This window comes from Marinobacter sp. SS5-14b, assembly GCF_030541005.1.
GTDB lineage: Bacteria > Pseudomonadota > Gammaproteobacteria > Pseudomonadales > Oleiphilaceae > Marinobacter.
Map to the genome: position 1 here is coordinate 650,353 of NZ_JASSVM010000002.1, position 14,401 is coordinate 664,753.

The following is a 14,401-nucleotide window of genomic DNA, read 5'->3' on the forward strand; positions in this document are numbered from 1 at the left end:
AGGGTCTTGACACACGCCTTCAAGGTGGTCGATTATGCGGGCTGCCCGGCGAACAGTTGTTCCCACTCTCTGGCTCCAGCAAATATAACCGGCGTTTATCTGCACCGGTAGCTCCATCTAGCCAGCACCTTGTTTCAGCTTTTTTTGATCAACGCGTTCAGGGGCACCCCTGTCACATCAACCGTCGTTTACTTCCATTCCTGATAAATCCTACAAATTATGAATCTTACTGAACTCAAGCAGAAATCTGTGCCCGAATTGCTCGAAATCGCGCAAGAAATGGGCCTCGACAACCTCGCCCGTTCGCGCAAACAGGACGTTATCTTCAGCATTCTGAAGAAGCACGCCAAGAGCGGCGAAGACATTTACGGTGATGGTGTACTGGAGATTCTGCAGGATGGTTTCGGCTTCCTTCGTTCTGCCGACGCCTCCTACCTGGCCGGCCCTGACGACATTTACGTGTCTCCCAGTCAGATCCGCCGCTTCAACCTGCGCACGGGTGACACCGTCGCTGGTAAAATTCGGCCACCGAAAGACGGCGAGCGTTACTTTGCTCTGCTGAAAGTTAACGAGATTAACTTCGACAAGCCGGATAATGCCCGTAACAAGATTCTGTTTGAAAACCTGACTCCTCTGTTCCCGAATGAGCGCCTGGTGCTCGAAGCGGGTAACGGCAGCACCGAAGATTTGACCTCGCGGGTGCTCGACCTGGTGTCGCCGATCGGCAAAGGTCAGCGTGGCCTGATCGTCTCCCCGCCCAAGGCCGGTAAAACCTTGCTGATGCAGGGTATTGCCCAGTCCATCGTGCGTAACAATCCGGAATGCCATCTGATCGTTTTGTTGATCGACGAACGCCCGGAAGAAGTCACCGAAATGCAGCGCACCGTGCGCGGCGAAGTCATCGCCTCCACCTTTGACGAGCCGCCGGCCCGTCACGTTCAGGTGGCAGACATGGTGATCGAAAAAGCCAAGCGCCTGGTTGAGCATAAGAAGGATGTCATCATCCTGCTGGACTCCATCACCCGTCTGGCTCGTGCCTACAACACGGTTATCCCGTCTTCAGGCAAGGTACTTACCGGTGGTGTTGACGCTCACGCGCTTGAGAAGCCGAAACGTTTTTTTGGTGCAGCCCGTAATGTTGAGGAAGGCGGCAGCCTGACCATCCTGGCCACGGCTCTGGTGGATACCGGTTCGAAGATGGACGAGGTTATCTACGAGGAGTTCAAGGGTACCGGCAACATGGAAATCCACCTGGACCGCAAGATTGCTGAAAAGCGTGTCTACCCGGCCATCAACATCCGTCGTTCCGGCACCCGCCGTGAAGATTTGCTGATGACGGAAGCGGACATCCAGCGCGTATGGATTCTGCGCAAACTGCTGCACTCCATGGACGACGACACTGCGTCACTGGAGTTCCTGCTGGACAAGCTGCGCGACACCAAGACTAACGACGAATTCTTCCAGTCTATGAAGCGTCGCTAATACTGAACTTGGGCATGGTTCGCTCCGCGCTTTGAGATGCGGGGCAGGCGTTATCGGGGGCTTCCTCCGGAGACACGCCGTGAACCCATCCCTGGGGGCTCGGTCTTGCCATCCCTGGCAAGACACGGTCTCCGGAGGAAGCCCCCGATAACGCCGTTCAGAGTCCCTGCGCGCGTCGATTAATCCGGGGGTTGTCATTCCCAAAGTTCGAAGAACGAGGCAGGGAGGGGGTGCCAAAACAATCAGGGAAACCACGTTTTCCGTTTTGGCACCCCCTCCCTGCGTCGTTCCAGCTCCAAAACACGACCCCCAAGCGAAGGGCAGTCCAGAACCGCCCAAACTCCGTAGTACCGTAGACCAGAAACGGAGCACAGCATGAAATACAACGACCTCAGAGACTTCATCGACCAGCTGGAAAAGCTGGGCGAGCTCAAACGCATCAGCGTAGAAGTCGACCCCCACCTGGAAATGACCGAAATCTGCGACCGCACCTTGCGGGCCGGTGGGCCGGCGTTGTTGTTTGAAAACCCAAAAGGCTACGACATGCCGGTACTGGCCAACCTGTTCGGCACCCCCAGACGGGTGGCTCTGGGCATGGGGCAGGATGATGTTGCGGCCCTGCGGGAAGTGGGCAAGCTGCTCGCCTTTCTGAAAGAGCCTGATCCCCCCAAGGGCTTCAAAGACGCTCTGGAGAAACTACCGATCTTCAAGCAGGTAATGCGCATGAGCCCGAAAGTGCTCCGTTCCGCACCCTGTCAGGACGTGGTGATCGAAAAAGACAAGGTCGACCTGTACCAGATACCGGTTCAGCACTGCTGGCCCGGAGACGCCGGGCCGTTAGTGACCTGGCCGCTGGTGATTACTCGTGGCCCGAATAAAGAACGTCAGAACCTGGGCATCTATCGGCAGCAGGTGATCGGCCGAAATCGATTAATCATGCGCTGGCTCAGCCATCGGGGTGGTGCGCTGGACTATCAGGAATTCCGTAAGGCCAATCCGGATAAACCTTACCCGGTGGCGGTGGCGCTGGGTGCCGATCCGGCGACTATTCTCGGGGCCGTCACGCCGGTACCAGACAGCTTGTCGGAATACGCGTTTGCTGGCCTGCTGCGGGGTGCCCGGACCGAGCTGGTGAAGGCCGAACTGAGTGATCTACAGGTTCCCGCCAGTGCGGAGATCGTGCTGGAAGGCTTTATCTATCCGGATGACATGGCCCCGGAGGGCCCGTTCGGCGATCACACCGGTTACTACAACGAAGTGGATCAGTTCCCGGTGTTTACCGTGGAGCGCATCAGCCACCGTCGCGACCCGATCTATCACAGTACCTACACTGGCCGGCCACCCGATGAACCGGCAATTCTGGGGGTGGCGCTGAACGAAGTCTTTATTCCGATCCTGCAGAAGCAGTTTCCGGAAATCGTCGATTTTTACCTGCCGCCGGAAGGTTGTTCCTACCGGCTGGCCATCGTCACCATGAAAAAACAGTATCCCGGCCATGCCAAGCGGGTGATGATGGGCGTATGGTCATTCTTGCGGCAGTTCATGTACACCAAGTTCGTGATTGTGACCGACGACGATGTGAACGCCCGCAGTTGGGAAGACGTGATTTGGGCCATGACCACCCGCATGGACCCGGCCCGTGACACCACGCTGGTGGAGAGTACGCCCATCGATTACCTGGATTTTGCCTCTCCTGTGTCCGGTCTCGGCTCGAAGATGGGAATGGACGCCACCAACAAATGGCCCGGGGAAACCGACCGGGAGTGGGGCACGGCGATTGCCATGACCGACGAAGTGAAGCAGCGGGTCGATGATCTGTGGGACAGCCTGGGCATTGAAATTCGGTCTCCGCGCCCCGATTGACAGGAGGACGGTTTTGACTCGGATTCGTCTGCAGCCCTCCGGGATCGTCTTTCAGGCGTTGGAAAAGGAGGACCTGTTGTCTGCTGCCGCGAGTGCCGGCATTCGCGTGCCTGCCGCCTGTCGTAATGGCGTGTGCGAGATCTGTGAAGCCCGGCTGAACAGTGGTCAGGCTTTGAATACCCGTAATCAGCAACCTATACCCGTTGGTCAGCGCCTGATGATGTGTCGGACACTGGCGCTCACCGATCTAGAACTGGAGATACCTGCCGTTATGGCATCAGGACAATATCAGCCCCGGAAATTTCAGGCCAAAGTCGTGGACGTTCGTTCCATCAGCCACGACGTTTACCGGGTGGCGTTGGCATTGCCCCGGCGCCGTGATATCGCCTTTCATGCCGGGCAGTACCTGTCGGTGCTCTTGCCGGGTGCAGATCCCTGTTATTTCTCCATTGCCAGTAGCCCTGCGGCGGAAAACATTGAACTGCACATACAGGCGTCGCCGGACTGGGTGTCGGCACAGAAAGTGATTGACGCGCTGACCTCCGGCCAGGATGTCACGGTCGAGCTGCCCCATGGCAAGGCTTGTCTGTCAGCTGCTCCGGAAAAATCCTTGCTGCTGGTGGCAGCCGGCACCGGCTTTGCCCAGATGAAGAGCCTGGTGGAATACCTGAAGGAAACCACGTTCACTCATACGGTCAAGTTGTTCTGGGGCGTACGCAAGCATGAGGATATGTACCTGCGCTCTCTGGCGCAGCAATGGCACGAAGACTGGGATGCCTTTACCTTCGTGCCGGTAGTCGGCGACGACGAAGACAACGACTGGGGCGGCCACCATGATCAGTTGGTTCGGGCGGTCTTGGCCTCCGGGGCGGATTGGCGCAATACGGAAGTTCACGCCAGTGGCTCGCCGGCCATGGTGTACACGCTGATGGACGCACTGCTAGCGGAAGGGCTGCCCGAAGGGGCGTTTTTCTCGGATGTACTCGAGTACGCCCCAAGGGCCTGAGCTTTCAGGCCTTGGGCATGGGCAGTTCAGGCAGGCCGTTGTCGGTTTCCAGGCCCTGCATGAGCAGCTTGATGCTGGTTTCTTCTTCGCCCATATGGGCATTCAGCCGGCTCAGCTCGGCCAGGGCTTCCCGGCTGCGCTTGAGCTGCAGGCTGGTCTTGAAATACCCTTTTGCTTTACCCCAAAGCTCGTTTCGCAGGCTCAGGCGCCCCAGAGCCAGTAACAATTCAGGGTTGTTGGGGCGCTCTTTCAGCCATTGTTCTGCAACCAGCAGCTGTTCATCAGGCTGGTCGCCCTTCAGCCGGCCGTAAAGGTTGATCAGCTCATCGCTCCAATGATTTCTCAGCACCTTCCGCAACAGGGTTTCAGCCTGGGCCTCATCGCCCAGGCGCGCCAGTAAACGCGCGTAATCGCGGATAGTGTATTCGTCCCGGCGCACAAATCGTGGCAGCTCGTCCCACAATCGGGTCAGTGGCTCCAATGACGCCTCCGGGCGGTTCTTTTGTTCGCGCTCACAGTCTTCCGCTGCCCGCTCCAGCAGGTTGTGCCAAACCTGCCGCTCAAGATCGTCCAGTTCTTTCTCCGACAGCACGCTGCGTTTACGCAGTTCCGGTATCAGTCTGGACAGTTCACGCCAGTCTTCCAGCCTGAGATAGGTGTTTTTCAGCAGTTTCAGTACAAAAGGGTGGTGCGGTGATTCTTTGCGCAGCCTCAGCAGCGTCGCCAGTGCCTGCTCCAGTCGGTTACCTCCCAGTTGCAGCTGGGCCTGGGTCAGGCCAACCGCCAGGCTGGACCCGGGCGTGCTCTCGTAGGCTTTTCGCAGCAGGTCGTCGACTCCCTCGTGATCACCGGCCTCAAAGGCGGCCTGAGCCGCAGCAAGGTAGTTGATCAGCGGGGTGTCGGCGTGGCCGGCGGAGCTGGACAATAATTTTCTTGCTCTTGGCCAGTTGCCTTCGGCCAGTGACAGCAGCCCCTGCGTGGTGCGGCGCCGGGCACGTCGCTCGTTACCCCGGGCTACCCAGTTTGCGACCAGCCCGGTGCCCTCGCGGAAGCGTCTGAGGGTATTGAGGGTAAAAACACTCAAAGCAACCAGCACAACAATCAGCGCCAGCCCTACCCAGAAATTGGTTTCAATCAGGTAGTTGCCCAGGCTGATACGGATATAGCCCAGGTCATAGGTCAGGCCCAGGGATAGCCCGGTGCCAACCAGCAACGCGATCAGAATAATCAGCAGCAGGCGAATCATGAGTCACTGCCCCCGTTGGCACTGGCGGAGGGCTCACTGTCAGCCCCCAGGCGGCCCGCCAGGCGTTCTTTCAGCAGGTTCAGGGATTCACTGATATCCGGCAGATCTGGATCAACATTCTTGTCCGCAAGATCGCTCAGGGTATCGGAAAGCCCCCGAATGGCAGGGTTGGTGGCGTCGTACCATTCGCTGACAGTGGTCCGGGCCTTGTTCAGCGCCCGCTCATACAGGGGTTGATTGCCACGGAGCACGGCCATTTCAGCTTCTTCCAGCATCAATTGCAGGTTCAGCCTGGCCCAGGCGCTCTGGTCTGGTGACAGCAGCGGTTTGACCGGCTCGTCCATGCGGCGCACGACAACCACTTCTTTCAATGTGGCCAGGAATCGATTCCAGCCCCGGACGAATCTGTTGCTGCCATCTTCCGGCGCGGCAGGGTTTTCGGTCATGTCGAAACCCGGTGCCTGATCATGAACCAGAGCCTGGTCGGTCAGCTCGTTGATGCTTGCAATCGCAGCTTCGAGCTTCAGGTACAGCCCGGTGCGGTCGACGCCCTGAATGCTTCGGAGGGAGAGTATTTCTTTTGCCAGTTGTTGCCTGACCGGGTATACGCCAATGTCATCAGACTCGGCCAGAACCTCATCGGCAGATTCCAGTGCCGACAGGGCACCCCGGATGTCTTTCTCAATCATCAGCCGCTGGTTGCCAACCCTGAGAAGGTACTCGGCTTCGGCCAGAAGCCAGTCTGTGCGGGTGCGGTTGCCGGCCTCAAGCAGTGCCCGCGCGTTGTGATCGATCTGCCGTTGTTGGGTGGCAATCAGCTCGCGCTGTTCGGACAGTTTGCTTTCGAGCGCCTGGAGCCGCAGGTTCTGTTCGCCGCCGCGGCTGCCATAAAGGTCCTCTAGCTGGGCCGTATCCGCCCTGAGGTCCTGAATGGCCTGGAGGCCGGCTTTCTGTGTGTGCCACTGCTGCCAGTTCCAGAAGGCCAGTGCGATAACGAGTATCAGCGCAATAACGGTGACCAGCCAGATTGGCCACAATCGTGGCTTGCGGGCCTGGGTTGGCTCAACCGGGGCGGGTAATTGTTTTGTAGTTTCAGTCACGGGCATCCTTACTGGTTTATCCGTTGTTACCGGCTTCGGACGACAACCTTGAAGTCACACTGGCGACCAGGCTCTTGTCGTCCAGGCCATCGGGAACAAAAAGGTTCCGGTAGCCGTTAGCCCGGGCTTGTTCTGCAACGCGTTCTGCCGGGACGACCACGAGCGCGCTGCACCGATTCTGACGGTATTCGGGCGCTGCTTCATTCAGATTGTTCAGGGTTTCGCCCGAAAGCGCAATGATCACTTCAGGCTGAAAGCCGTCGAAAATCTCCTGCACCTGCTCTGGAGGATAGTACGGCTGGATGCGCCGGTACAGGGGCAGAGCGGTGACTTTGGCCCCCCTGTGCTCCAGGGTCTGGCGTATAAGCTCACGGCCATGCTCACCTCTGGCCAGCAGAACTTTCTCGCCTGCCAGGTTTTGCAGTGACGGCAGCGCCAGCAGTGCTTCGCTGGTCCAGCCCTGCTCTGGCTGTTGCGGTCTGAGCCCGTGGCTGAAAAACACCGCCGCCGTGCCGGAACCGACGCCGTACCACTGGATACCCATCGGTACCTGTGGCCACCAGTGGTCCACCTCATCGAGCAGCAGGCGAGCAGCAAAAGGGCTGACCGCTATAATGTGGTGAAAGTTGTCCAGCTCCTGCAGCAGGGTGCGTCGCTCAGGGGTTTCCGGAAGTGGCTCCCTGGCAACCAGAGGCATGAGCCGACATTCTGCACCGGCCGTCCGGAACGCCTCGGCAAGGCGAGACGCTTCCGGCTCTGGCCGGCAAATCAGAATTCGACGACCCTCGAGGCCTGCCCGGGTGTGTTGAGGATCAGGTTGGCGTGTGGCCATAAACTTCAGCCAGTACCTTGTCGGCGCCCATGGCCAACAACTGCTCGGCTAACTCACGGCCGAGGCGTTCGCCTTCGGCTCTGGGTGCGCGACCTTCGACACGGAAGATCTGTGTGCCATCAACCGCCCCTACCAGGCCGCGAAGCCATACGGTGTTGTCTTCTTCCAGCAATGCGTATGCGGCAATAGGCACCTGACAGCCTCCTTCCAGGCGGCGGTTCAGCGCGCGCTCTGCCTTGACCCGGTCAGCGGTGTCTGTGTGATTCAGGGGTTCCAGCAGCTTCAGCAGTTCGCTGTCTTCCAGCCGGCATTCAATGCCAAGTGCTCCCTGACCGACGGCGGGGAGCGATACAGTGTCTGGCATGCAGTAACGGATGCGGTCGTGGAAGCCCAGGCGTTTGAGGCCGGAGCTGGCGAGGACAATGGCGTCGTACTCGCCGGCGTCCAGTTTGGCCAGGCGGGTATTTACATTGCCGCGCAGCATCTTGATTTCGAGATCCGGACGATTGGCCCGGAGCTGGGTTTCGCGACGAAGGCTCGAGGTGCCAACGACCGCGCCCTGAGGCAGGTGCTCCAGGTTGTCGTACTGATTGCTGACGAAGGCATCGGTGGGGTCTTCCCGCTCGCAGATGGCGACCAGGCCCAGGCCTTCGGGAAATTCCATCGGCACGTCTTTCATTGAGTGTACGGCGAGGTCTGCGCGGCCATCCAGCATGGCCTCTTCCAGCTCTTTGACGAACAGCCCTTTGCCGCCAATCTTGGCGAGAGGGACATCCAGTATCTTGTCACCCTGGGTTTTGATTTTGATCAGCTCAACGCTGACGTGGCTATGAAGCCTTTCCAGCTCCGATTTGATGAATTCTGCCTGCCACAATGCCAGGGCGCTGCTGCGGGTTGCGATGCGAAGGATACGTTTGGACATGGCACTCACTGTCGTTCGGAAAAATGTGCCCCAAGGTTACCTCGTGATGGCAAAAAAGTCCCGTGGGAGAGGGTTTTGTACCCCTTATGTACCCCGTCAGGGGGAGGGCTGGTGCTCCTGAAGCCATTCGCGTACGTGACTGGTGTGTCGGCGGCTGACCGCAAGGGCCGTGGGGAGGTCTCTGAGTATCAGTACGCTTTGGCCATCCGGGTTTCGGCGCAGCGCCTGAATGAACCGGGCGCCTACCAGGGTGTGCCGGTGAATGCGCAGCAAGTGTTCCGGGTAGGCCTGCTCCAGCTCCTTGAGGGTGTAGTCGCACACGGTTTCACCGCGGGTGTGGTGAAGGGTGACGTACTTCTGGTCGGCTTCGCAGTAATGAATGTCGGCCAGCTCGATGAGTTCTGTGCCACGGTGGGTGCGCACGGCCAGTTGCCCGGTACTGCTGTCGGGTTCGCGGGTCAGTGCCTGAAGCTGCACCCTGTTGATCTTGCCCGCCCGCGCCAGTGCGTCGGCCAGGGCTTCCCGGCGCACTGGCTTGAGCAGGTAGGCAATAGCCCGGACATCAAACGCCTGGATGGCGTAGTGATCGTAAGCGGTGCAGAAAATGACCGCCGGAGGGTTGTGCAGTTGGCTCAGTTTTTCTGCCGCTTCCATGCCGTCCATACCCGGCATACGGATATCCAGTAACACAATGTCCGGTTCCAGTGCAGCGACCTTCTGCAGAGTGTCGTTGCCGTCAGAGGCTTCGCCGCACACCCGGTAACCAGGCAAGGTTTCCAGCAATCGCTGGATTCGTTGCCGGGCCAAAGGTTCGTCGTCGGCGATCAGGATGCGTTGGGGATCTTTGCTCATGGTGTTTTCTGATGGCTGAGGTGGTTGACGGTTCTGCGCGGCAGACGGAGCGTTACGGTGTAAATGTCGTTGTGCTGGCTTTGTTTCAGAACGGCCGGCTCGCCGAACAGCGCCACCAGTCTGGCCCGGGTGTTGGCCAGGGCAATCTGATTGCCCTGGTGTTGCCGCTCAATCGTCTCCGGTTTCGGGTTCTGCACCACCAGGTAGACAAAATTCGCTTTGGCATAGGCTTCTATGCGCACGGTGCCGCCGGCAGGCCTTGGCTGAATGCCGTGGTAGATGGCATTTTCCACCAGCGGTTGCAGGGTCAGCGGTGGGATAGCCTGTTGCTCCAGCCCTGGCTGTATCTCCCATTGCAGAGCAAGGCGGTCGCCGAGGCGCAGCGCTTCTATGGCCAGATAACGCTGGCACAGGTCCAGCTCCCGTTTGAGGGGGACCAGCTGATCATCGGTGCGAAGGCTGGCGCGAAACAGTTCGGACAGATCCAGTACCGCGTCTTCTGCCTGATCCGGATTGGTTGCGATCAGGCTGGCAATGGTGTTCATGCTGTTAAACAGGAAGTGCGGCTGAATTCTGGCTTGTAGTGAGGTCAGTCTTGCCTGCATCTCGGCTTCTCTTTGTTGCTGCCATTGGTGTTGAAGGTAGAAATAACGAAGCACCATGAGCGTTATCAGCAATGCCAGTAATAGCTTTTTTGCAACATTTTGCCAAAGCGTTATGCCGGGTTGAGAGTGCAGAACGCTGTCGGCGAACAGGCTGAATGCCAGCACATCCAGCAGTACAAGGCTGATGATGGCGAGCGTGGCGTGAGCAACGCTTCGCTGCGCCAACCAGGGTCGCAACAGGCATATAAGAGCGGCGCTGGTGAGGGTGGTCCACTGGACAAACAGAGAAAGCAGGCCGAAATAGTTCCAGTCAATCCAGCTGGCTTCGGCCTGAACAATGGACAGCACCAGTACCAGCAGTTCGCTGGTGATCAGCATCATGAACACGGCGCGCACCCGGCACAGGTCCGGTACATAGAAGCCGGCGGTCTCCCGTTTGCTGATGCCTTTGTCTGGTTTCAGGGGTGTCTCCTTAACACGGGTCGGAATGCTATACTCTCGCCACTTTTCACTTACCTATTACCGGCTACGATGTTGCCGGGCTGTCAGCAGGAAAGATAGACCATGACGGATCAGAAAAAGTCTGACCAGACCACAACCTCCGAAAAACCCTGGGGCGGCCGTTTCAGCGAGCCCACCGATGCCTTCGTCGAGCGCTTTACCGCATCGGTCGGTTTTGACCAGCGGTTGTATCACCATGATATTACCGGCTCTATTGCCCACGCCACCATGCTGGCGAAAGTGGGTGTATTGACCGATGACGAGCGCGATCAGATTATCGACGGCCTGAAGGGCGTTAAAGAAGACATCGAAGCCGGTCGGTTCGAGTGGTCCGTCAGTCTGGAAGACGTGCACATGAACATCGAAGCCCGGCTGACCGACCGCATCGGTATTACCGGCAAGAAGCTGCACACCGGCCGTAGCCGGAACGACCAGGTTGCGACCGATATCCGCCTGTACCTGCGCGACGAAATCGATGTCATCGCTGAAGAGCTGAAGCGGCTGCAATCCGGTTTGCTGGACCTCGCCGAGCGTGAAGCCGACACCATTATGCCTGGCTTCACTCATTTGCAGACCGCCCAGCCGGTGACCTTTGGTCATCATCTGCTGGCCTGGTACGAAATGCTGGTACGCGATGCCGATCGCCTGCAGGACTGCCGTAAGCGGGTGAACGTGATGCCTTTGGGTGCCGCAGCACTGGCCGGCACGACCTACCCGATTGATCGCAACCTGACGGCCCAGTTGCTGGGCTTCGAGCGCGCCTCTGAAAACTCCCTGGATTCGGTCAGCGATCGGGATTTCGCCATCGAGTTCTGTAGCTTTGCTGCACTGCTGATGACTCACATGTCCCGCTTCAGTGAAGAGCTGGTGCTGTGGACCTCGGCCCAGTTCGATTTCATCGATCTGCCGGATCGTTTCTGTACCGGTTCGTCCATCATGCCCCAGAAGAAAAACCCGGATGTGCCGGAGCTGGTGCGCGGCAAGACCGGCCGGGTAAACGGCCATCTGATCAGCCTGCTGACCCTGATGAAAAGCCAGCCGCTGGCCTACAACAAGGACAACCAGGAAGACAAAGAGCCGCTGTTCGACACCGTTGACACCATTAAAGGCTGCCTGAAAGCCTACGCGGACATGATTCCGGCGATCCGGGCGAAAGCCGACAACATGCGAGTAGCGGCCAAGCGCGGCTTCTCCACGGCGACGGACCTGGCGGATTACCTGGTGAAGAAGGGCGTGCCGTTCCGCGATGCCCATGAAATCGTCGGTAAGTCCGTGGCCTTTGGTGTTGCCGAAAGCCGCGATCTGTCGGAAATGACGCTGGCAGAGCTGCAGCAGTTTTCGGACGTGATTGCGGACGATGTGTTTGACGTGCTGACGCTGGAAGGCTCGGTGCAGGCCCGTGATCACCTGGGTGGCACCGCGCCGGCTCAGGTTCGGGCTGCAGTCGCTCGCGCGCGGGCGGCACTTAAGTAACGAGCAAGCCGCCGGAGCCCGGCGTTGGGGTGCCTACACCCCCCCCCCGCCGGGTTTTTCAGCCGCCAATGCGGCCGGTGCTCAGTTCCACCGCTGCGGGTGCCAGTGACTCCAGTGGCCTGGGCTCCGCCAGTCGATAACCTTGTCCGAAGTGAATGCCCAGCGTACGGACTTTTTGCAGCGTTTTGTCGCTTTCGATAAACGTGGCGACGGTTTCCTTACCTGCCGCTTCCGCAATCCGGTGCAGTGCGTCCACCATGATCTGTTGCACGGGGTCATCTTCCAGGTGGTTCATGATGCGCCGGTCCAGTTTGATAATGTCCACCGGCAGGTTGGCCGCCAGGCTATAGCTTTCAACCGAGGCTCCCGCACCTTCCAGAGCAACCCGACATCCGACCTGATGCAGGGCGTCGCACAGCACGGCGACTTCATCCGGGTACTGAGTGGCATGGGACTCCCGGATCTCCAGACAAAAACAACGAGCCTGAAAAGGTGACTGGGCGATCATCTGCTCCATAAAATCAGCAAAAGTGTCGTCCAGTACTGTCGCAAGGGACAGGTTAAAACCGCAGTATTTAAGCCGGGGCTCCAGCAAGCGGTGCTGGCCAAGCCATTCTATGGTCTGGCGAATCACCTGGCGGTCGAGTTTTTTTGCCAGGTCGAAGCGCTCGGCAACGGGCAGGAAATGGTCTGGCTTCAGGGGGGCGTGGTTCGGGCCTGCGGGGATGCGGCACAGAATTTCGATATGATCGCCCCAGGTAACACTGGCAACGGGTTTGAGCGCCTGATATGCCAGAATCAGGGAACCTTCATCCAGAGCCTCGCGCAGTTGCTTGAGCTGCCAGTCGCTCCCGGCCTCCTTGTTCTGTTCGGGGGGCAGAGCATGCGCGGTGTGAATGCGGTTTCGGCCAGAGGTTTTTGCCGTATGGCAGAGGTCGGCAGCCTGAGTCAGCAACAGTTCTGGCTGCTCCGGGGTGCCGTTGCCCATGACCAGCAATCCCCCACTGACGGTGGTTTGAAGTAATTGACCTTGCCACTCGAACTGGAACTGGCTGATCTGCTCCCGCACGTCGTCGGCAATCTTGCGGGCGCGGGATTCCGGGCAGTTTTCAATAAACAGCGCAAAGGTGTCGCCCGCCAGTCGCGCCAGCGCGTCCCGTTGTCGAACGCGAAGGCCAAGCATGCCGGCCAACTCGCGTAAATACCGGTCGCAGGTGCCACTGCCAGCGATGTCGTTGAACTGCTCAAAACTGTCCAGGTCCAGAAACAGCAGGCCATCCGTTGTCTGTCGCTTGCGCTTGTGGCTCATGGCACGCTCAAGGTGCTCGATGAACGAGCGGCGGTTCATCAGGCCGGTGACCGGATCATGGCGCATGCGGTAGTCGCCGCTGCTGCTTTGCTGCACACGACTGGTGATGTCCCGTGCTATGTGGACCGCCCCTACCACCTCATTCTGGGTGCCCCGAATACTTTGGAAGTGAAACTCGAAGACCGGAAATCCTTCGCCCTGACGATTCAGCGGCATTTCGGCAACGAAATGGTCGCGGTCAAACGCCCGTTGCCACAAACGCTCGATCAGGCGGCGCTCGTTCGGAAAGTCGCTGAGCAGTGATTTCAGGTTGTCGCCGGGCTGAGGCTCAAGGTTGAATGCCGTTTTGAATTGTTGTGCCCAGGGCGAGTTGAAGTGCAGAAGGTTGAAGTGGGTGTCGACCGCAACCATCAGGTCGGGGGTAGCGGTTGCTGTAGCTTCAAGTAACCGCTGGGCCTGTTGTTTCTGCAGATCATGACGCATGGCCTCGCTGTGGTTGATCATTACGCCGCCGAGCTTCTGCACCCGGCCGCCGCTTTTAAGGGCTCGCCCCGCGAGGGTAACGCGCAACATGCGCTGTCGGCTGGTCATTACCGGTAATACCATGCTGAAGGGCTGCCCGCTTCGTATGCATCGGCGGAACAGGGCGCGCACGCGGTTCTGGCTTACCTGGCAATAAAACAAGGCCTGCTCGGGAGAAAGTTCAGTGCCGGGCCGAAGTTCCAGAAGGCGGTACATGCCTTCTGACCAGGAAAGCTCGTTGGATGGAATGTCCAGCTCCCAAAGACCGAAGCCGGCACCCTGCTCGGCGAGCCTGAGCAGGCGATCATCCATGTCGGCGCTGTCTTTGAGGACGATTGAGGCACTGGCGGCGTGATCCGCGTCGCGGGTTTCAAGGCGAAGGCCAAGCGTGGCCGTAAAGAAAAAGCCGTCCTTGTGCCGGAAGGTCACCAGTACCGTTTGCCCGTCATCAAGCAGGTGTCTGTGAGCAGGGGCAAACGGGTCATCCTGCCGGGAGGCCAGAATGCGTTGAACAGACAGTTCAACAAGCTCACCGGAATCATAGCCGAACATGGCCTCAGCATGGCGGTCAGCCTGAATGATCCGGCCGTCGTCGTCGACCCGAAGCTGGGTTGCGTGGATCGGCGGGCCTGCAGGATCGGGTCGATAGCGTTCAATCAGGAATTCTTTCACAGCGCACATGCCTCAT

General features: G+C 58.9%; 11 protein-coding genes. 4 read left to right on the forward strand and 7 right to left on the reverse strand.

The window, feature by feature from the left end; translation table 11 throughout:
* Positions 1-219 precede the first annotated feature (219 nt).
* From rho to QPL95_RS06975, 3 genes are all read left to right on the forward strand, one after another.
* Entirely contained in the window at positions 220-1,482 is a 1,263-nt protein-coding gene (gene rho / locus QPL95_RS06965; protein WP_303290266.1) for a transcription termination factor Rho, read from the forward strand.
* Between the two features lie 375 nt (positions 1,483-1,857).
* Entirely contained in the window at positions 1,858-3,345 is a 1,488-nt protein-coding gene (gene ubiD, locus QPL95_RS06970; RefSeq protein WP_303290267.1) for a 4-hydroxy-3-polyprenylbenzoate decarboxylase, read from the forward strand.
* Between the two features lie 13 nt (positions 3,346-3,358).
* Positions 3,359-4,351, forward strand: coding sequence for a 2Fe-2S iron-sulfur cluster-binding protein (locus tag QPL95_RS06975; RefSeq protein WP_303290268.1), 993 nt, complete (start codon positions 3,359-3,361; stop codon positions 4,349-4,351).
* Positions 4,352-4,355: 4 nt separating this feature from the next.
* On the opposite strand, the gene QPL95_RS06980 is transcribed toward QPL95_RS06975, so the two are convergent.
* The 6 genes from QPL95_RS06980 to QPL95_RS07005 all read right to left on the reverse strand — a co-directional run bounded on the left by QPL95_RS06980 (position 4,356) and on the right by QPL95_RS07005 (position 10,289).
* Complete coding sequence (locus tag QPL95_RS06980) at positions 4,356-5,597, reverse strand: heme biosynthesis HemY N-terminal domain-containing protein (RefSeq protein ID WP_303290269.1); 1,242 nt, start codon at positions 5,595-5,597, stop codon at positions 4,356-4,358.
* Positions 5,594-6,703 (reverse strand): uroporphyrinogen-III C-methyltransferase, encoded by a 1,110-nt coding sequence (locus tag QPL95_RS06985; RefSeq protein ID WP_303290270.1) that lies wholly within the window; start codon positions 6,701-6,703, stop codon positions 5,594-5,596. Before QPL95_RS06985 ends, QPL95_RS06980 begins: the two co-directional genes overlap by 4 nt.
* 10 nt (positions 6,704-6,713) lie before the next feature.
* Positions 6,714-7,529, reverse strand: a complete 816-nt coding sequence (locus QPL95_RS06990) for a uroporphyrinogen-III synthase (RefSeq protein WP_303290271.1) — start codon at positions 7,527-7,529, stop codon at positions 6,714-6,716.
* Positions 7,510-8,451 carry a hydroxymethylbilane synthase gene (gene hemC / locus QPL95_RS06995; RefSeq protein WP_303290272.1) on the reverse strand — a complete coding sequence of 314 codons (942 nt, stop codon included), beginning with the start codon at positions 8,449-8,451 and terminating at the stop codon, positions 7,510-7,512. Before hemC ends, QPL95_RS06990 begins: the two co-directional genes overlap by 20 nt.
* 96 nt (positions 8,452-8,547) lie before the next feature.
* Entirely contained in the window at positions 8,548-9,303 is a 756-nt protein-coding gene (locus QPL95_RS07000) for a LytTR family DNA-binding domain-containing protein (RefSeq protein ID WP_303290273.1), read from the reverse strand.
* A complete protein-coding gene (locus QPL95_RS07005) occupies positions 9,300-10,289 on the reverse strand; it encodes a sensor histidine kinase (protein WP_303290395.1) in 990 nt (329 codons plus the stop codon). The genes QPL95_RS07000 and QPL95_RS07005 overlap by 4 nt, the downstream gene beginning before the upstream one ends.
* Positions 10,290-10,472: 183 nt before the next feature.
* Here QPL95_RS07005 and argH point away from each other — a divergent pair, with 183 nt between their 5' ends.
* Positions 10,473-11,882, forward strand: a complete 1,410-nt coding sequence (gene argH / locus QPL95_RS07010) for an argininosuccinate lyase (RefSeq protein ID WP_303290274.1) — start codon at positions 10,473-10,475, stop codon at positions 11,880-11,882.
* 58 nt (positions 11,883-11,940) lie between these two features.
* On the opposite strand, the gene QPL95_RS07015 is transcribed toward argH, so the two are convergent.
* A complete protein-coding gene (locus QPL95_RS07015) occupies positions 11,941-14,394 on the reverse strand; it encodes an EAL domain-containing protein (RefSeq protein ID WP_303290275.1) in 2,454 nt (817 codons plus the stop codon).
* Between the last annotated feature and the right edge of the window lie 7 nt (positions 14,395-14,401).